We start from the raw sequence: 20,455 nt of genomic DNA, 5'->3' as shown, positions 1-20,455 counted from the left end.
ATTTTACCATAAATCCCAGGGTTTTCGAAGCCTGGGATTTATTTTTTTTAGATTATATACCACATTAACATAAAAAAAGGGGCATCGCACTAATTTCTTAGTGCGACAGCCCCTTTTTGGCATATTGTCGGATTAAATAGGTAAAAGGCTTATATGCTTAGAAAATTAAAATGCCATATCGTTGACAATTCAAATATAGGGTGATATATATAATATATAGAAATTGCAATGATTGCAAAGTAAGAATGAATATGAAGGAGATAGAATTATGGGAATTAATATTGGGTTGGACATTGGTATTGCATCAGTAGGTTTAGCTGTAGTTGATTCAGATACAGGAAACGTACTGGAAACAGTGGCAGATTTATTTAATTGCGCAGAGGTGTCGGAGAATGTTAAAAGACGTGAATTTCGTCAGGCTCGAAGATTGAAAAGAAGACAACATACAAGACTTGAAGATTTTAAAAAGTTATGGGGTGCTGAAGGATTTATAATACCGAAAAATATTAATCTTTATTCTTTAGAATTAAAAGTACGTGCGTTACAAGAGAAAATTACAATGGACGAGTTATATGTTGTACTTTATAACAGTTTAAAACACAGAGGGATTTCTTATCTTGATGATTTTGAAGAAAGCACGGAAGGCGGCAGTGAGTATCAGAAAGGAATTCAGATTAATCAGCAGGAGTTAGAAACAAAGTATCCGTGTCAGATTCAGTTAGAGCGATTTAAAAAATATGGTGCGTACCGTGGACAAATTATAGTAGAAGAAAATGGTGACAAAACAGTACTTAGCAATGTTTATACATTTAGTGCATACAAGAAAGAAATTGATACAATTTTAGAAGCACAATCAAAATATTATCCTGAACTAACGAATGATTTTATAGAAAAATATCAAAGAATATTTAGCAGAAAACGCAAATATTACGAAGGTCCGGGAACTGAAAAATCAAGAACAGATTATGGTATATATACAACCCGAATTGATAAATCGACGGGAAATTATATAACAGAAGAAAACATTTTTGAGAAATTAATTGGAAAATGCTCGGTGTTTCCGGAAGAAATGAGAGCGGCTGCAGCATCCTATTCGGCACAGGAATTTAATTTATTAAATGATCTTAATAATTTGACGATTGGTGGACGTAAGCTGGAAGAAGAAGAAAAGCGTCAGATTGTTGAAACTATCAAAAATTCACAGCGTGTAAATGTAGAAAAAATCATATGTATGGTATCCGGAGAAAATGCAGAGACAATAGAAGGTGCCAGAATAAAGGACGACAAGCATATTTATCATTCATTTGAGGCATATCGGAAGATGAAAAAGGCATTATTTGAAGCCGGAAAAAACATAGAAGAATATGAGCGGGCAGAACTCGATGAAATTGGTCGAATTCTTACACTAAATACAGAGCATGAATCCATTGAGAAGGAATTAATTGATTCCGGTATTGGAATGAGTAAAGAGGAAATTGACAGTTTAATTAATTTAAGAAAAGAAGATGGCAAACCATTTAGTAAGTGGCATTCTTTTTCATTGAAATTGTTAAATATTCTGATACCTGAAATGTATGAACAACCTAAAGAACAGATGACGTTATTGAGTGAAATGAAGCTGTTAAAGTCGTCAGATGAACTTTATAAAGGATTAAAATATATTCCGCAGGAGGCAATGACGAATGAAATATATAATCCCGTAGTAGTTCGTTCTGCGCGTATTGCTGTTAAAGCATTAAATGCAGTAATAAAAAAATATGGAAATCCGGAATTAGTTGTTATTGAAATGCCGAGGGATAAAAATGACGAGGAACAAAAACAGCGTATTAAGCAGGAACAAAGCAGAAATGAAAAGGAATTAAAAGAAATTATTGACAAGATAAAATCGGAATATGGCATACAAGTTACATCGGCACATTTCAGAAATCATAAGCAACTGGCATTAAAACTTAAATTGTGGAATGAACAAGAAGGAATATGCCTTTATTCAGGAAAACAAATTGATATTAATCAATTACTGACAGCTTCTGACATGTATGAAATAGACCATATTATACCGTTATCTATTTCGTTTAATGATAGTAGAAATAATAAGGTATTAGTTTATGCAACTGAAAATCAGGAGAAAGGACAGACAACGCCGTATAAGTATTTAACAATGTTACATAGGGGGTGGGGCTGGAATGAGTATGTAGCTAAGGTTAATGAACTTCATCGGAAGAAAAATATTAATTATAAAAAGGTCGAAAATCTATTATTTATGAAAGATATCACAAAGATTGATGTTTTAAAGGGCTTTATTAACAGGAATCTTAATGATACCAGATATGCCTCAAGAGTTGTGTTAAATACGTTGCAGAGTTTTTTCAGAGCAAATGAAACAGGGACGAAAGTATCTGTTATCTGCGGTGCTTATACAAGTCAGATGCGAAAAAATATGAGATTAGATAAGAATCGGGAGGAATCTTTTGCACATCATGCGGTAGATGCTTTGTTAATTGTATATTCTCAAATGGGATATAATACGTTTAGAAAATTGCAGGGAGAATTTATCGACTTTGAAACGGGAGAAATTCTGAATCCTGAGATGTGGAAAGAAAATATGACAGATGAAGTATACGAGAAGTGTTTGTATGGACAAGAAGGGCAGAAATGGCTAGAAATACGAAACAATATTAAAGAAACAGAAAAGCATGTAAAATATTGGCATAAGGTTGATAAAAAATGCAACCGTGCACTATGCAATCAAACTATTTACGGAACAAGAAATTTGGATGGTGGGGTATATAAGATTAGTAAAATTAAAGATATTCGAAGTATAGACGGATATAAGAAATTTGCTGAAATGATAAAGAAAGGAAAACAGAATAGCTTTTTAATGGCAAGGAATGACCCTAAGACATTTGCCTCTTTATTAGAGATATGTGAGCGGTATAAAGATGCCAAGAATCCTTTTGTGCAGTATGAAAAAGAAACAGGGGACTGGGTGCGTAGATATGCGAAAAAAAATAATGGACCGAAGATTGTCAGCTTAAAATATGTAGACGGTGAAGTGAATTCATGTATAGACGTTTCACATAAATATGGATATGAAAGAAACAGCAGAAAGGTTATTTTAGCAAGTTTAAATCCATATAGAATGGATGTATATTACAATAAAAATGACAGTAAGTATTATCTGATTGGAATAAAGCAGTCTGATGTAAAATTTGAAGCAGGAAAATCGGTAATTGATGAGGAAGCATATACGCGGATTTTACAACAGGAAAAAATGTTACAGGAAGGACAGGGCAGAGCAGACTTGGAAAAACTGGGCTATGAATTCAGACTGTCATTTTATAGAAATAATATTATTCAGTATGAAAAAGGAGGAGAGATTTTTACAGAGAGATTTCAGTCGAGGACAATGCCGGCTCAGAGAAATTATATTGAAACAAAACCTGTTGACAGAGCAAAGTTTAATAGACAGAATTTAGTGGGGCTGGGAAAGACAACGTCCATAAAAAAAGTTCATGTGGATATTTTGGGTAATCAATATATTACAGAAAAAGAAATATTCTCATTTGAATGTTGACAAAACACACTATTAGATGTACCATATAGCTATGGAAAATTATTTACACTAACTCAAGTTTTCCAGAGCTACTAAAACAAGGCTTTATGCCGAAACGAAGGAACATCGACGGATGTTCCTTTTTTTTATACAAAAATAGGAGGGGAAAATGGCGTATCGTGTAATTATGATTGAAAATGAGGTTTCTATAAAAGTTAAATTAAACAATTTGATTATATCAAAGGGGTTAGAAAAAGATGTGTGGATTCCATTGGAAGATATTTCGGTAATTGTTATGGATAACTTAACGACAACAATTACAGTAAGAACTTTAACGACATTTGCTGAATATGGAATTGAACTTGTTATATCTGATACAAGTCATCAACCGGTAGGAATTTATGGAGCATTGGCAAATCACAGCAGGGCAACAAAGGTACAATTAAAGCAGATTGATTATTTTACAGAGAAAAATAAGGATAATTTATGGATAGAAATTGTCCGGCAAAAAATTGCAAATCAATGTCAGGTTCTGGAATTGTTGGAGAAAAACAAAACTGCATTTGAAAAAATGTATGATTATAGAGAACAGGTGCAGCCGGGAGATATTACAAATAGAGAGGCGCATGCTGCAAAGGTTTATTTTAATACATTAATGGGGACAACATTTTCAAGGGGGAATGAAGATATCTTATTAAATTCGGGGCTGGATTACGGTTATGCCATTATTCGTTCTTATTTGTCCAGAGTATGTGTGGGATATGGACTGAATCCCCAGATTGGCATACATCATAAAAATGAATATAACAGGTTTAATTTATGCGATGATTTGATTGAACCAATTCGTCCGGTTGTGGATTATTATGTATACCGGTTGTTACAGGAAGAGGAATATTTTTCATCAGAACATCGAAGAAAAATAGTAAATTTGTTAAATCATAAAATACAGTATCAAAATAAGAAAATGTATGTCTGTAATATGTTAGAAACATATGTGGAACAGGTAGCATCATTGGTTATGGGGAAACGTGACACAATCTGTTTTCCGTCTGTAGCAGATTACATAGGTGAAGAGGATGAAATATAAAGTAATGAGAATGTTGTGTATGTTTGATTTGCCTGTGGAAACAGGAGAAGAACAACGGGCGTATAGACAATTTAGAAAAAATATAATGAAAGAGGGATTTATAATGATGCAGTATTCCGTATATGTAAGGACATGTCCGAGTAAGGAATTTGCAGAGCGTATTGAAAAAAGAATTAAAAGAATTGTTCCGGCAAAGGGAAATGTACGATTAATCTCAATTACGGAAAAACAGTATCAGGATATGAAGATATTGGTAGGAAGCAGGTCATTACAGGAAGAGTGCTTAGGTACGGAAAGGATGATTGTCATATGATATTACAAATATCTCAAATTGATAGAACAGCAGAAATAAATATAGAGCCTGTTACACAGCTTTGCGGACAAAATATTGTATGGAAAAATCAAATTCTCAGAATTATAAAAAAATATTTTTCCGGTGAGAAATATGCAGATTATGAAGAAAAAAACAGGGGAATCATACGGTTAGACGGAGAAGAAATTGGAAGAAAATACTTTCGATTAATAAAATATGCCGATAGAGCAAGTATGATAGAAACAATAAAAATCGGTAAAACCAATCTGCTTACACAGTGCATACGATATTTTTTAAATGATTTTGACTGCCAGCAGCAGATGAGTTATATTGACGAGAATTTAACAAAAATCTATCTCATGCTGAATAAAATGCTAGAAAGAAATATTGTAAATCTTCAATTAGATTATCAGTATTCGGATTTGTGGGACATTGTTCAAAAATCTGAAGTGTATTTATCGGACAGCCGGCATATTGAGGAAGCATCGGATTTTGAGCTGGTAAATCTATGTATTGACATTATAAAACAATTATTAGAAATTAATCCGGAAAAAACAATGATACTATGGGAAAATATAGACCATTTATTGACAACGGAAGAATATGAATATGTAGTTAAGGCATGTGAAGATATTACGAAAAAGTATGATATTTATTTTATATTTACAACAAGCCTGCAACAATATGTTTATGTTACTGAATCTACAATAGAGGATATTCATGTATATAATGCAGAAAACTTTATTTTTCCGGAGATTGAAAAAGTACAAAATTTTGTAAATAATCATTACCCTTACTATAAAGAGTGGAGTAAAGAAGAACTCTATAAGGTAATAAAGAATAATGTGCACAAAATTGGAATGAAAGGATATTTGGAAGAAGACAAAAATATAGTTGTTTTGAAATTAATCAATGATACATTCATCGAAAAAGAGGTAAAAAAGGAGCAGGCACATTTAGAAGAAAGTTCTTTTTTACTGCACGGGAATATGTTATAATTATTATGTTAGTAGTTACTGAAATGTTTATAATAGTCTTTTGTGGAAGACGTTTCATAAGGGCAATTTGACATTTTAGTAACTGGAAGATTTGAGTTAGTGTAAAACGATTACGTTCTTTATCTGCCGCAGTAGATTATTTTAGTAACTGGAAGATTTGAGTTAGTGTAAAACGATTTTGCTGTATACCGGCACTCTCCCAATATTTTAGTAACTGGAAGATTTGAGTTAGTGTAAAACTACGCACAGTACCAGCTTAGACAGTACATATTTTAGTAACTGGAAGATTTGAGTTAGTGTAAAACCCTGCAACCGATTTCACTGCCTGATATATTATTTTAGTAACTGGAAGATTTGAGTTAGTGTAAAACAATCTGTGCCATATTTGCTTATCCAGTCTGATTTTAGTAACTGGAAGATTTGAGTTAGTGTAAAACTAATACCGGCTGGTCGCCTTTATAATAGTGATTTTAGTAACTGGAAGATTTGAGTTAGTGTAAAACATTCCAAGATAATCGCAGGTTTCTTTTACATTTTAGTAACTGGAAGATTTGAGTTAGTGTAAAACAATGTGTGCAGAAATCGAATTGCAAGATGTATTTTAGTAACTGGAAGATTTGAGTTAGTGTAAAACAGCAGGATAACTAACAACAAGCTGAGTGAGATTTTAGTAACTGGAAGATTTGAGTTAGCATAAAGCTTGCTATCACACCTGTAAAAATGTATAATTATTTTAATAACTGGCAAACATAGGCTGGTATAAAATTGAATATGCCTATATCGTTTAGGGTGATATATTTTAGTAACTGGAAGATTTGAGTTAGTGTAAAATAAGGTGTAAGCTATTAATATATCAATACGAAGCTAAAACAATTATTCGAATTTCATGATTTTTCTATAACAAAAGGGATATAAAGATTAAGTGTCTTCCCCAAAACAAAACATTTACAATTCCCCACAACTTGCTATAATAAACATTGATTTGTTCAAAACCATGCAGAACAGATATTGCTGAAAATCAGAACAAAAAGGTAGGAATGAACACAAATGGATATTATAGAAAAATTTGGAAATGTGGTGGGAAACGAAGCGTTAAAAGACCCTGACAAAGCCCGCCGTCTTCTGCTTGCCGGATACCGGCTTCAGGAGAAAAAACTACAGCTTTTTCCGGACCGGGAGCTTCCGCTGTCCGGGCAGTATGCGGCGCGGGTGGTCATGAAAAATATAATTCAGGCACTTGCAAAACCGCAAAATTCGGCAATGATGAGCATTTTCGTTCCGGGAGAACTTCTAACGGCGGCGGGACTGACACCGTATTCCGTGGAAGCGCTGTCCTGTTTTATAGCAGGTACAAAATGTGAGCAGATATTTTTACGCAAAACCGAGGAAGAAGGATTTCCGGAAACCATGTGCTCATATCACAGAGTTTTTCTGGGCGTGGCGCTGACCGGCATTTTACCGGCGCCGAAATGTATGATTTATACCAATCTTGCCTGTGACGGAAATATGATGACATTTCCTTATTTAAAGGAAAAATACAGCTGTCCGGGCTTCTATATTGATGTTCCATATGAAAAAACGCAGTCTTCAATCAAATATGTTGCAAATCAGTTAAAAGAATTGAAACATTTTCTGGAAGACATTACCGAAAAGAAAATTACAGAAGAAGCGGTGGAAAATGCCGTTACAAACAGCAGAAAAGCGGCGGCACATTTTAAGAGCCAGCTTGCTTTGCGCAAAGACCATGACCCGGTGACATCTCTCACCAATGAATTATATGCGATTTTTATGTGTCATCTGCTGGCGGGGTCGGAAACATCGCTTAAATACACCGAGCTGCTTCTTGAAGATGTAAAAAATGCACCAAAGGGAGACGGGCTTCATGTCCTTTGGATGCACATTATGCCGTTTTTACAGCAGCCGGTGAAAGAGACATTTAATTACAGCAAAACCATGCACATCAGCGCCTGCGATTTTGTAGCAGACGGATTCCGTGAAATGCAGGCAGATGACCCATATGAGGCAATGGCGGAGAAAATGGTTCACTGTATTTATAACGGAAGTGTTAAAGAAAGAATCCGGATGGCGGAAAAACTTGCAAAACAGACAGATGCAGATGGTGGAATCCTGTTTGCACACTGGGGATGTAAAGGGACAATCGGCGCATCCGGACTGATTAAAAATGTTTTGGAAACGGCAGGACTTCCGACAATGATTTTGGATGGTGACGGTTGCAATCCGGCGAATACTAGTGACGGACAGGTGTCCACCAGACTTCAGGCATTTGCGGAAATGCTGGAAAAGAACAAGGAGGAAAAACATTCATGATTCATTATGTCTGTAAATATACCCCGACAGAACTGTTTCAGGGCTTTGGAGAAAAATGTGCGGTTTTGGAAGAAATGCCGGAAAATTTTGAAATGTCGGACCAGATTGCTCATGCAAATCTGTGCGGCTTCGGAAAATCTGTGATTCAGGCGGTGCTGGAAGGAAAAGCAGAGGAACTGGTGCTTGTCAACTGCTGTGATTCTATGCGGCGCGTGTATGATATTGTAGAAAGCACCGGAAAATGCAAATTCCTTTATATGCTGGATATTCCGCATGACGATGAGGAATGTGAAAAAGTGAAATTTGCCGCGTCAATCTGCCGGTTGAAAGAAGCTTATGAAGAATATTCCGGAAAAAAATTTGATAAATCACTGTTTTTGAAAGCATTTGAACAAAAGGATACCGAAAATAAACCGTATATTGGTGTGCTGGGCGTGCGTGTGAGCGGCGTGCTAGAGCAGATGATTCGCGAAAATATCCAGATGAACGTAGAAAATCTGACCTGTACAGGCGGGCGCAGGCTGGCGGTCATTCCAGAAGATATGCAGAAAATGGACGAAGAAGCAATGTTTCTTGCATATGCGGATGCACTGCTTTGTCAGATGCCGTGTTTCAGAATGAACAACAGCACCCGCAGAAACCGGCTGTATCTGGATCCGTATTTAAAAGGAATCATTTATCATACAATTAAGTTTTGTGATTATTACGGATTTGAATATGCAAGTATTAAAAAGAACATCAAAGTTCCGATGCTTAAAATAGAAACGGATTTTACAAGTCAGAGCGCAGGACAGTTACTGACGAGAATCCAGGCATTTTCAGAAACGATAGAAGGTGCGGACGATACCAATCCGGGAAAGGAAATCAGCGAGGAGGCAAAGAAAAGAATGGAATCAGGAGTTTACTATACAGCAGGAATTGACAGCGGTTCAACCAGTACAGATGTGGTCATTTTGGACCGGGACGGAAAAATTAAGTCGACAATGATTATCCCGACCGGCGGCGGGGCAATGATGAGTGCGGAAAAGAGTCTGGAACTGGCGGTGGAAAAAGCCGGCATTCAAAAGGAAGAAATCGTAAGAATCGTGACAACGGGATACGGACGTGCCTATATTGACAGCGGCGATGACAGCATTACAGAGATTACCTGTCACGCAAAAGGGGCACATTATCTGAACCCGCGGGTGCGTACGGTCATTGACATCGGAGGACAGGATATTAAGGCAATCAGCATTGATGAAAACGGCGCAGTAAAGAATTTCCTGATGAATGATAAGTGCGCGGCGGGAACGGGACGTTTTCTTGAAATGATGGCAAGAACGCTGGGACTTTCGTTAGAGGAGATGAGTACAAAGGGACTGGAGTGGAAAGAAAATGTTGTGATTTCCAGCATGTGCACGGTTTTTGCGGAATCGGAAGTGGTATCCCTCGTTGCCCAGAATAAAAATGTGGCAGACATTATCCACGGCTTAAATGTTTCTGTCGCTTCAAAAGTAGGGGCGCTTGCCGCCCGCCTCGGAAAGAACAATCCGGGAGAATATATGATGACCGGCGGCGTTGCCAAAAACAAAGGAATCACCAATGCCCTCGAAGAAAAGCTCGGCGCAAAGCTGTATATCTGCGATGAGGCACAGCTTTGCGGTGCGCTGGGAGCGGCGCTGTTTGCGTATGAGAAGTGCAAGAAGGGGGAATAGGATACAGCGTAAAAAAATTATGGAGTAATGATTTTTTCTGAACAATACTGCATGGCAAAATCTATAAATAACTGGGCACTGTGACTTAAAAATTTTTCTTTTTTCCATATAATTCCTATCTTTACATCAATGGACGGTTTAAGAGGAATTCCGACATATTCTCTAAAATGTGGCAGCATATCGGAGAAAAGAAAACAGCCACAGTTGCCTTTATCAACAAATTTCAGCGTAGTATATAATTGACTGCTTCGCATAATAATGTGAGGACTGATATTTAATCCGTCGAATCTGTTTTTTAAGAGTTCGTTCTGCACAGAATCTACATTAAACATGACAAGTTTTTCATCTTTAAAATCTTCAATGGTCATGTATTTTTTCCCAGACATAGGATGATTTTTAGATACAACATACACAAGCTGTTCTTTAGCGAGAACACGGCTTTCAAATTTATCAATATTAAACTGTTCCATATTAACAATAGCGAGACCAAGCTTTTCTTCCTGAACAAGATTACATGCACGTACAGAACCGAACTCATCTAATTCTATCTGGATATCAGGGTGATGTAATTCAAATGCGTTAATTACCTCAGGAAAAAATATAGTGCTGAACATAGGTGGGATTCCTATTTTGAGAATAGGAATGCGATTGCCTAATTCTAAGAATTCATTCTGCATTTCTGTACTGTGTTTTAACAGCTTCTTCGCTTTTTCATAAAATACTTCGCCGGAACTGGTCAGTTCCAGATGATTTCCGTTCCTTGTAAACAGAATAATATTAAATTCAGCTTCTAAATCTTTTATGGCAATGGATATTGTCGGCTGTGTCACGAAAAGTTCTTCGGCAGCTTTAGTGATACTATGAGTGCGGCAGGCCGTACAGAAATATTTTAACTGGTTCAGTGTCATAGTGCAGTTCCTCCTTCAGGTATGATCTATCCTATATTCACAAATTCGCGCTGACGTGCGCGCGTCCTGCTTTGCAGAACGATTTGTATTTGTCCGCTAATAGTATTTGTGTTCATTATATCATAAAAAATTTTTATTGAAACATAAAAATCATTAAATTGTTTTTTTGTTAGAACAGACTTATACTTTAGTTACATTAAAAATGTGTCCGGACAAAAAGCTAGCAAAAAATAATTTGTGAAAGGGGGAGGCAAAATGTCTCAAACAACAATAACGTTACTGTTTCTATTGTTTGCTGTAATGAGCTTTATACTTGAAAAGATTCCGCTTGGCCTTACAGCTACGATTGTTGCACTGGGGTTAAACCTTACCGATGTACTTACGGTAAAGGAAACATTTGCAGGATATGTAAACAGCAATGTAATACTGTGTGTCGGAATGTTCGTAGTTGGACAGGCACTCTTTGAAACGGGCATGGCGAATAAAATCGGAGGTATTGTTACTAAATTTGCCAAGTCTGAAAAGATACTTATTATTGCGATAATGTTAATCGTAGGGGTTATGTCAGGGTTCCTTTCAAATACCGGAACAGCAGCAGTACTTATACCTGTTGTCTGTGGAATAGCAGATGAATCAGGATATTCAAGAAGCCGCCTGTTAATGCCGCTGGTATTCGCGGCAGCCCTTGGAGGAAACCTTTCAATAATCGGAGCACCGGGAAATCTTATGGGTGTAAATGCACTTGAAGAATTAGGACTTTCAACAAGCTTCTTCATGTATGCACCGATTGGAATACCAATGCTTATATGCGGAATTATTTATTTTGTTGTAATAGGATGCAGACTTCTTCCGGATAAGAAGACGGTCACGGAAGATGCGCCTGAGCAGACGAGAGATTTTGGCAATGTTCCGAAATGGAAGCAGGTAATGTCACTTATTGTGTTAATTCTTGTTATTCTTGCCATGATATTTGAGGACAAGATAGGAATTAAGATACAGATTTCAGCTTGTCTCGGAGCAGTAATACTGGTACTTACAGGTGTTATATCTGAGAAAGAAGCATTGAAGTCTATTGATTTAAAGGTTGTGCTGTTATTCGGCGGCTCACTTGCACTTGCAAGTGCTCTTGAGAAAACAGGAGCAGGAACACTGATAGCAGATAAGATTGTCGGAATTATGGGTTCTAATCCAAGCCCTACAGTTCTTCTGCTTGTGATATTTGTAGTTACATGTGTACTTACAAACTTCATGTCCAATACAGCAACAACGGCACTTATGGTTCCGATTGCCGTATCACTGGCAGAGAGCCTTAGTGCAGACCCAAGAGCAGTAGTAATTGCTACAGTTATTGCGGGATCATGTGCATATGCAACACCAATCGGAATGCCGGCGAATACAATGGTAGTCGGTCTTGGCGGATATAAGTTCAAGGATTATGTAAAATCCGGACTTCCGCTGATATTCGTATCATTTGTGTTGTGTATGATTTTGTTACCAATATTATATCCGTTCTATCCATAAGATAAAGCGGAAATTAAAAATGTTACAAAACAAGGAGGCAAAAATCCTCTGCTCCTGCAAGGGCAGTCGCATTTTGCTTCGCAAAACAAGGAGGATTTATATGAATAAAGAACAGAGCGTAAAGCTGATGACAGACAAAATGGCTAAGTTTGTTGGCCATATCGGTAAGAAGTTACCGGATGATGTAATTGCAAAACTTGAGGAACTTGCAGCACAGGAAACAGCACCGCTTCCAAAGGTATTATATGAAACAATGACGAAGAATCAGGGACTGGCAGTATCACTTGATAGACCGAGCTGTCAGGATACGGGTGTATTACAGTTCTGGGTTAAATGTGGAACAAACTTCCCGCTGATTAATGAACTTGAAGATTTGTTAAAGGAGGCTGTTGTACAGGCAACATTTGCAACACCGTTAAGACATAACTCTGTTGAAACATTTGACGAGTACAATACTAAGAGAAATGTTGGTAAGGGAACTCCGACAGTATTCTGGGATATTGTTCCGAATGATGACCACTGCGAGATATATTCATACATGGCAGGCGGCGGCTGTACACTTCCGGGCAAGGCAATGGTTCTTATGCCGGGTGCAGGTTACGAGGGGATTACAGATTTCGTGCTTGACCAGATGACAAGTTATGGACTGAATGCATGTCCTCCACTTCTTGTAGGCGTAGGTGTTGCAACTTCTGTTGAAACGGCGGCACTTCTTTCCAAGAAGGCACTTATGAGACCAATCGGTTCACATAATGACAATGAAAATGCTGCTAAAATGGAGAAGCTGCTTGAAGACGGAATCAACGCTATCGGACTCGGACCTCAGGGTATGGGCGGTAAATTCTCTGTTATGGGAGTTAATATTGAAAATACAGCAAGACATCCATCAACAATCGGTGTAGCTGTTAATGTAGGCTGCTGGTCACACAGACGGGGCCATGTGATATTTGACAAAGACTTAAATGCAGTATGTGATACACATTCAACAATAGACCTGAACGCATAGGAGGATTAGAAAATGGTAGAAATCAGAGGCGATAAAAAGGTTCTTGTTACACCGGTAAGTGCCGAGGACTTAAAGGATATTAAGATTGGTGACATTGTATGGCTTGACGGAGATTTAATGACATGCCGTGATGTTGCACACAGAAGACTTGTAGAATATGGCAGAGAGCTTCCTTACGATATTAAGGATAAGGCAATATTTCACGCGGGACCTATCGTAAGAAAGATTGAAGGAACAGATAATGATTACGAGATGGTATCTGTAGGACCGACAACATCAATGCGTATGGAGAAATTTGAATATGAATTTACAAAGCAGACAGGTGTCAGAGTAATTGTAGGAAAAGGCGGAATGGGACCAAACACGGAAAGAGCATGTAAAGAATTCGGCGCAATTCACTGTGTATTCCCTGCCGGATGTGCCGTAGTGGCAGCAACAGAAGTTGAAAAAATTGCTGAACATCACTGGGACGAACTTGGTATGCCTGAAACATTATGGTGCTGTAAGGTTAAGGAATTCGGTCCTCTTATCGTATCAATAGATGCCAATGGCGACAACCTTTTTGAACAGAACAAAGTGACGTTCAATGAGAGAAAAGAAGAAGCCAAGAAAGCAATATATCCTAATGTCAAATTCATAAAATAAATAAACTTAAAAACAGGGGCGGCAGACCAATCAGGTCTGCCGCCCTAACTCCTTGTGCTGATAATAAAGAATGATTCAATGTATGTCGTTTGAACAGAGAATGTTAATGATAAATTATTATAAGTCGATTAAGAAGTTAGATAATAAAGATATAACTACTTAGGTTATAAGGCAAAAAGTTTTGAGGTTACAAAGCACATTGACGAAAATTTAAAGGAGGTATGACCTATGTTAGCGGCAGTAAAGGGAATTGTACAAGGCAACACAGTTGTTATTGAAGACGAAGATATTAGAGATTATAACGGAACGGAGGTTATTGTTACGCTGTTAAATTCTCCACAGAGAAAAGCAAAGAAAGCACCTGTTGACTGGGATAGTTTTGTTATTCCAAGCGAAAGAGGAAAGCATGTAGATGAATATATGAAGGAGATGCGTGAAAATGACAGATTATAAGAAAGCATTTGTCGATACTGCACCATTCATATACTTCATAGAAAAGGATGAAAATACCCCATAGTATTATGATAAGGTAAAGAAAATTTTCAGTAATGGATATGATGCAGATAAGGATAAGAATGATATGCCTATGGCTACTTTATATTAGGAAAATTTATTCCGCCATATGCTAAAAATGTGAACAAAAACACTGTCATAGAAATATTGTAGAATTGTTGTAAGTGCCGAAAATACAGTAAAATCAAGCATTTAGGAAAGCTTAGATATATGATAAAAATGCTTTTCATCTGCCACGGCACTCCAGTTTTATGACAATACATACCTTCGCAGACTGGGGCGGTACGGGGCAGAATATGGCGGAAAGTTCTGGAATTACTACGGTTTCGACTACTAAGGCGCATTGGAAAAATGGGAATAAAGGCAAACATGTGGGGAGAATTCCTTAGTAGTAAGTGACTACTTAGAGGGTGAATATGAATGATAAAAGCCACATTGTAGGTAGGATTGTGAACTTCCAGAACTTTTTAAACCTAACCATTTGTGTGAATAGAAAAAACTTAAAATAGCTCATATTCCAAAAATATCCTGAATGCATTTGGATTGACGGACAAGAACATAGAATACCGAGCAAACCGGATCAGTGAAGAACTGAAGAAAAGTATGATGAAGGAGACATACAAAAATGGCGAGAGGTAAAAGAATAATCGGAATCGATGCAGTAAACCAACAGATCGAAACTGCTGAAGCAGAAGTAATCAAGGCTAAAAAGAAGTATGATGAAGCAACAGATAAACTGAAGAGTCTATTGGACAAAAAGAAAGCACTGCAGACAGAGGAGCTGATGAATGCAGTCATGAAGAACAGTCGCTCCTATGAGGAGATCCTTTAGATACATTCAGTTGGATTCATCTGAAGATCAGAAATTATAATCTATAGAAAGTCTCCAGTTTCAGTGGCTCCGTGCTGAGACCGGAGACTTTTAGGTTTAAAATTTCTGGAAGTTCACAAGGATGCCTGCATTGTGGACTTTTTGTATTACAAAAACAGTTGACATTTTGTATTACAAAAAGTAAAATGATAGTAATATGAAAGGAGGATGAGTATGAAAAAAATGGGAAGACCAAAGGGCGAAAATAATATGGAAAGAGTATGTACAATTCGTATGGATGAAGCCACATTGGAAAGATTAGAACGATATTGCCTTTTATTAAATAAAGCAAAGTCAGAAGTCATTAGAGAGGCAATAAATAAATATGTTGATGAAAATAATTGTAAGGATAAATGATTTCCATAAGTAATACTCCTGTTTATAGGGGATACTGAGAATATAACAAAAACGGGAGAGGTAATAAAAATTTGAAGACTATATTTTTGAGTTTTGATATGAAATGGTATTTGCCGTTGTACGATGGTAGAAAAAAATATGAACATAGAAAGAGATTTTGTGAGGAACCTGTTAGGGCATTTATATATTTAGGAAAACCGATACAAGCAATTGTTGCCGAGATAGGATTAGGAGAACGCGAAAATATTTGTGATTGGCAGGAGAAATATATTGATGATGAGATAGTAATACAACGTATAAATGATTTTAAAAAAAGAAATAATTATGGTATGAAGGTTTTGTGGTTTAAGGAGATTGTTCCAATTGAGCTAGCAGATATACAAGAAATCTTTCTGGACTTTAGAGTGCCTAGATCATATATTGTTCTTGAAAATAAAAAAGAACTACTGAAGTGGTTGGATTCTGTGAAACGATATACATCACATAGTTACTGCAATTTAGATAAAGATTTTACTAAAGAAATTATTTGTACTTATTAAAATTATGTTCATTGGTATAAAGGATGTAGTTAATATTTATCGTACTAATATGAAAGGAAGATGAAGACGTGGCTGGTAAAATAGGATTAACATTCAAAGATTCAAAGGAGGTTCCGGTACATAGATGGTATCCATATGTTGAGGGTTTTTCTGCATCTTGGATTAGTGATATGCTAGGTGAGTATTGCTGTGAAGGAATGCAAGTATATGATCCATTTGGGGGGAGCGGAACAATGAACTTAGAAGCTTCCAAAAGAAAAATGAGAAGCTATTTTTCAGAAATGAATCCGTTCATGAGATTTATACTAAATACAAAAATAAATGTAGTGCGTCAGGTCCAGACAAATAAGTCTAAATACTTAGAAGAAATGAAAACTGTTATAAACTATGTTGGGTCTGAAGAATTTATGAATGTTTCACAAAGAGATTTGACTGCTTCAAAGTATCTGACAATGTTAGAAAAAAAATATTTTGTTGAAGAAGATTTGAAACAATTAAGAACAATTTATGATTTGGCAGAGGTTGGAGATTATTCTGATGAAGTAAAAAGATTAATAAAATGTGCAGCGGCATGCATTACTGTAGATACCTCAAATATGACAAGGCGAGCAGATTTGAGACGAAGACGCGATAACGAATATCTAACAAGAGTTGTTGATGTAAAAAATCAGTTTCTGTTTAAGTGGCTGCAGATTATTAATGATATAAATAAATGCGATATTTTATATGAATCTGCTTATTTAGTTTCAGATGATGCACGTATTATAAATAATGATTATTTGGAGAGATTTGATTTTGTAATAACTTCTCCTCCTTATATAAACGGAACTAACTATATTAGAAATACCTCTTTAGAATTATTACTCACAGAAGAGGCGAAATCAGAAAATGATCTGAAAAGATTGAAATGTAAGACTGTTTGTGGAGGTATAAGTGATGCAACTACTTCTAGATTAGAAGATATGTTACAGTTTTCTTTTGTTGAAGAAGTTGCTTGTAAATTAGATCAATCAGCCAAAGATAAAAGAATTCCTTTTATGATTAGATGTTATTTTAGTGATATGTATAAAGTTTTAGATAGTGTGTATCATTATATGAAGCCGGGGGCAAAATTTGCGCTGGATATAGGTGATTCCAAATTTTATGGGGTATATATTCCTACAGACAGTTTTCTGTGTATGTTAGCAGAAAAAATAGGTTTTAAAGTTATTTCTGTTACACAAATTGCAGAGAGGTTTTCAAGAGATAAAACAAAGTTGAAACAAGTATTAATAATTTTTGAAAAAGTGAGAATATAATGAATAGTGAACAGTTTATAAAGAAAATAGAAAGTTTTAAGAAAGAACTACCATATACAAGAGGAGAGTATGTAAAAAAAACATGGGGGCATGACTTACATTCGTTATGTTCATATCAAGGAAAGTTAAAGCCTGCGGTAGCGCATTGGTTAGTAAAGATGTTTAGTGAGGAAGGCGATGTTGTCTTAGATCCTTTAGGAGGAGTAGGGACGATTGCTTTAGAAGCTTGTCTACAAGGAAGAAAAGGTATCAGTAATGATATTAGCATTTTAGCATCAACAGTAGCAAAGGCTAAAATTTCCTTTCCTAAGATAGATGATGTTATGAAAGAACTTGCTAGGTTAGAAGAGAAAAATAGGAATTCGATATTGACTGAAGAGGATTATCTGTCGGCTGAATTTGGATTAAATGCAAGTGTTAAAGATTATTTTCATGAGGACACACTACGAGAGATATTGTTGTTTCGTAAAAATTTGTGTTTGGAAAATAATCCTTCAGCAGAAAGATGCTATGTAGCAGCAAATTTGTTACATATTTTGCATGGAAATAGACCATATGCATTGTCTAGAACTTCACATGCATTGACTCCATTTGCACCAAAAGGAGAGTATATATATAAAAATGTTGTTGGAAAGATAACTGAAAGATTATACAAATGTGCTAAGTTCGAATTTCCAGAAAATTATGTTAAAGGTGAATCATACTGGGGATCTTATGAAAATTTAAATTGTGAGAAGGCTAATATAATAATTACATCGCCACCGTTTGTAGGGATGAGGTTTGATAGACCAAATTGGATGAGATTATGGCTCTGTGGTTGGAATAAAGAAGATTTTTTAGAAACTAGTAAAGCATCATTAGATCGAATGCAAATGTCAAATTGGGATGTTTACTATACTTTTTTTCAAAAATGCTATAGTTTATTAAAAGAAGATGCATTTATGATACTTCATCTTGGTGGATCAAAAAAATATGATATGGTTTCTGAATTAGCCGTAAGGGCCAAGGATTATTTTAAGATTGTCGATATTGTGTATGAAGATGTAAGTAATACAGAAAAACATGGCGTAAAAGATAAAGGTACTACAGATAAACATATTTTTGTATTTATGAAAAAAATCCGGAGATAGGAAATCTCCGGATGAATAATTAAGAATCTTTTCGTTCATTTAGCCTTGTCATTAAATCATTATATGCATTTGCATTGGTAGTTTTAAGAATTTTATATAAATCTACAGATGGACGTACTTCAATAACTTTATTTGCGATAGAACGAAATGTTCTAGCGTCAAGGTTATTAGCAAAATAAACGATATTAGCTAGTATACGTTGTAGTTGTTCTTCACAAACATCCTTTTGAACCAATTTATCATAGGCCAACCCTGTAATTTGGGATAGTTTACGAAGTTTTTCTTCGCTTTGATAGAAATCTATTGGAAAAGAGTCATGCTTGTTATTATTACAGGTAGAACATAAGCATGTGGCATACTGATCTATAGGCCATAGATAGGCAAGTGGTCGAGTATGATCTAATTGAACATCCTTAAGTAAAAGGGGGATGCCGCAGTTAAAACATTTTTTCCCAAAGCGTTTCCACACTTGACTTTTTAAGCCTTCACCAGTCTCTCTATCTTTAAGTTCAATGATTTGTTCAGGTTCGCGAAGAAGGATTTTCCGTTCTCGAGTGATTATACTTGATTCATTCAATTTATCAGATGAACGATCAGGATTGAAGTAATCGTTTATTCTCCATTTTTTGCAAGAACGGCATTCGTTTTGGAAACCTGTAACCTTTGCTTTGTGATGATGGAAGGCTGATGATGCAATTGTCTCTCCTATTGGCAGATAACGTTGACAGTAAGAACACTTTTTTAAAGGAATAAAGTCTTCTTTCGTTCTGCTCGTATAGCTTGAAGACATAGATGGATTTGGCATGATAATGATACTATCATGAGGTAAATACAATGCTTCAGGCATAAGATGGGGTAAGTTAAGTGCAGAACATATATCGTTATCAGAAAGTCCATCAAGAATTTCATAGTGTTCTAAATCGATGGTTCCACTTGTTATTCCCCAAGTATATAGTTGATCACAATTTATAGTAAGAATAACTTTAGCTGTTTGATATTGGACTGAGCATGGAAAACAAAAACCAATTCGATTCCACAGAACATTTAATGGTTGGGAATAAGAATGTACAACATGGTCATCAAACAAAAGTGAAATTTGTATATATGTGTTTGTTTTCGGAAAAATATATCCTCCAAATGAAAAAATATCACCTTTTGTAAACTTGCTTAATTCTGAGTAAACTAGTCTATTAGTGTGAGGGTTAGAAAAGTCATATACAAATACTTCGTCATATGATATTTCTTGATAATCTTTAAAACTAGAATAGTCATCTTTTCTAAAAGTTTTTGCTAAGCGACGCATAATAATTCCTCCTTTGCAAAATAATCCAAAATAATAATATCATACAAGGAATATTTTGTATATAGTGGATAAAAATGTGATAAGGGGGAGGAAAATTTCTGTAGGAAATAATTAAGTAGACCGATGGCCCCCTTCGTGCGAATTTTCGCAGAATTAAACAGGGGGGATACCCGTCAAGGTCAGTTAATGTGAAAATATTCGCTGAATGTCATCACTTTAGCTGATTTTGTTTTGCCAGATAGTACCGAAATACGAAGAAAAAACATGTAAAAAGCAGCATAAAAAGCACAGTTTTTCTGCGTACATTTTGGCAGAAATATAATCCGAATTGTCTTGCTATTTTGTGCCATCAGAGTGATATATGTACTACCGAATAAAGAAAGGCGGGTAC

17 protein-coding genes and 1 CRISPR repeat array are annotated in these 20,455 nt (G+C 36.0%); of the genes, 15 read left to right on the top strand and 2 right to left on the bottom strand.

Annotation, left to right across the window (positions count from 1 at the left end; all coding sequences use genetic code 11):
• The first annotated feature begins 268 nt into the window (after window positions 1–268).
• The 6 genes from cas9 (at window position 269) to WMO37_RS05600 (ending at window position 9,973) form a co-directional block, all read left to right on the top strand.
• Window positions 269–3,574, top strand: a complete 3,306-nt coding sequence (gene cas9 / locus WMO37_RS05625) for a type II CRISPR RNA-guided endonuclease Cas9 (protein ID WP_349154525.1) — start codon at window positions 269–271, stop codon at window positions 3,572–3,574.
• 148 nt (window positions 3,575–3,722) lie between these two features.
• On the top strand, window positions 3,723–4,640 hold the full coding sequence (gene cas1 / locus WMO37_RS05620; protein ID WP_349154524.1) for a type II CRISPR-associated endonuclease Cas1: 918 nt from the start codon (window positions 3,723–3,725) through the stop codon (window positions 4,638–4,640).
• Entirely contained in the window at window positions 4,630–4,953 is a 324-nt protein-coding gene (cas2, locus tag WMO37_RS05615; protein WP_349154523.1) for a CRISPR-associated endonuclease Cas2, read from the top strand. Before cas1 ends, cas2 begins: the two co-directional genes overlap by 11 nt.
• The gene (csn2-St, locus tag WMO37_RS05610) at window positions 4,950–5,951 is read left to right on the top strand and encodes a CRISPR-associated protein Csn2-St (RefSeq protein ID WP_349154522.1); all 1,002 of its coding nucleotides are present in this window, start codon (window positions 4,950–4,952) and stop codon (window positions 5,949–5,951) included. Before cas2 ends, csn2-St begins: the two co-directional genes overlap by 4 nt.
• Before the next feature lie 71 nt (window positions 5,952–6,022).
• Window positions 6,023–6,651: a CRISPR direct-repeat array (repeat unit 37 nt; unit sequence TATTTTAGTAACTGGAAGATTTGAGTTAGTGTAAAAC).
• Between the two features lie 347 nt (window positions 6,652–6,998).
• Window positions 6,999–8,279, top strand: coding sequence for a 2-hydroxyacyl-CoA dehydratase subunit D (locus WMO37_RS05605; RefSeq protein WP_349154521.1), 1,281 nt, complete (start codon window positions 6,999–7,001; stop codon window positions 8,277–8,279).
• Window positions 8,276–9,973 carry an acyl-CoA dehydratase activase gene (locus WMO37_RS05600; RefSeq protein WP_349154520.1) on the top strand — a complete coding sequence of 566 codons (1,698 nt, stop codon included), beginning with the start codon at window positions 8,276–8,278 and terminating at the stop codon, window positions 9,971–9,973. The genes WMO37_RS05605 and WMO37_RS05600 overlap by 4 nt, the downstream gene beginning before the upstream one ends.
• Window positions 9,974–9,990: 17 nt before the next feature.
• Here WMO37_RS05600 and WMO37_RS05595 read toward each other — a convergent pair whose 3' ends face one another.
• Window positions 9,991–10,881, bottom strand: coding sequence for a LysR family transcriptional regulator (locus WMO37_RS05595; protein ID WP_349154519.1), 891 nt, complete (start codon window positions 10,879–10,881; stop codon window positions 9,991–9,993).
• Window positions 10,882–11,136: 255 nt separating this feature from the next.
• On the opposite strand from WMO37_RS05595, the gene WMO37_RS05590 reads away from it, so the two are divergent.
• The 9 genes from WMO37_RS05590 (at window position 11,137) to WMO37_RS05550 (ending at window position 18,761) form a co-directional block, all read left to right on the top strand.
• Window positions 11,137–12,402 carry an SLC13 family permease gene (locus WMO37_RS05590; protein ID WP_349154518.1) on the top strand — a complete coding sequence of 422 codons (1,266 nt, stop codon included), beginning with the start codon at window positions 11,137–11,139 and terminating at the stop codon, window positions 12,400–12,402.
• Between the two features lie 100 nt (window positions 12,403–12,502).
• A complete protein-coding gene (ttdA, locus tag WMO37_RS05585; RefSeq protein WP_349154517.1) occupies window positions 12,503–13,408 on the top strand; it encodes a L(+)-tartrate dehydratase subunit alpha in 906 nt (301 codons plus the stop codon).
• A 12-nt stretch (window positions 13,409–13,420) separates the two neighbouring features.
• Window positions 13,421–14,053 (top strand): L(+)-tartrate dehydratase subunit beta, encoded by a 633-nt coding sequence (gene ttdB / locus WMO37_RS05580; RefSeq protein ID WP_349154516.1) that lies wholly within the window; start codon window positions 13,421–13,423, stop codon window positions 14,051–14,053.
• A gap of 228 nt (window positions 14,054–14,281) precedes the next feature.
• Window positions 14,282–14,506, top strand: coding sequence for a hypothetical protein (locus tag WMO37_RS05575; RefSeq protein ID WP_349154515.1), 225 nt, complete (start codon window positions 14,282–14,284; stop codon window positions 14,504–14,506).
• 685 nt (window positions 14,507–15,191) lie between these two features.
• Window positions 15,192–15,398 (top strand): hypothetical protein, encoded by a 207-nt coding sequence (locus WMO37_RS05570; RefSeq protein ID WP_349154514.1) that lies wholly within the window; start codon window positions 15,192–15,194, stop codon window positions 15,396–15,398.
• Window positions 15,399–15,611: 213 nt separating this feature from the next.
• Window positions 15,612–15,794, top strand: coding sequence for a ribbon-helix-helix protein, CopG family (locus WMO37_RS05565; protein WP_270393810.1), 183 nt, complete (start codon window positions 15,612–15,614; stop codon window positions 15,792–15,794).
• A 98-nt stretch (window positions 15,795–15,892) separates the two neighbouring features.
• Window positions 15,893–16,333 carry a hypothetical protein gene (locus WMO37_RS05560; RefSeq protein ID WP_349154513.1) on the top strand — a complete coding sequence of 147 codons (441 nt, stop codon included), beginning with the start codon at window positions 15,893–15,895 and terminating at the stop codon, window positions 16,331–16,333.
• Between the two features lie 68 nt (window positions 16,334–16,401).
• Window positions 16,402–17,631: a hypothetical protein gene (locus WMO37_RS05555; protein ID WP_270393813.1), complete on the top strand. Its 1,230-nt coding sequence runs from the start codon at window positions 16,402–16,404 to the stop codon at window positions 17,629–17,631.
• Entirely contained in the window at window positions 17,631–18,761 is a 1,131-nt protein-coding gene (locus WMO37_RS05550; protein ID WP_349154512.1) for a DNA methyltransferase, read from the top strand. The genes WMO37_RS05555 and WMO37_RS05550 overlap by 1 nt, the downstream gene beginning before the upstream one ends.
• Before the next feature lie 19 nt (window positions 18,762–18,780).
• On the opposite strand, the gene WMO37_RS05545 is transcribed toward WMO37_RS05550, so the two are convergent.
• Window positions 18,781–20,064: an HNH endonuclease gene (locus tag WMO37_RS05545; protein WP_349154511.1), complete on the bottom strand. Its 1,284-nt coding sequence runs from the start codon at window positions 20,062–20,064 to the stop codon at window positions 18,781–18,783.
• Window positions 20,065–20,455: the final 391 nt, after the last annotated feature.

It is taken from the genome of Lachnospira intestinalis (genome assembly GCF_040095895.1).
In the GTDB taxonomy this organism is placed as follows: Bacteria; Bacillota; Clostridia; order Lachnospirales; family Lachnospiraceae; genus Lachnospira; species Lachnospira intestinalis.
This window is presented reverse-complemented; position numbering and strand designations above follow the sequence as displayed.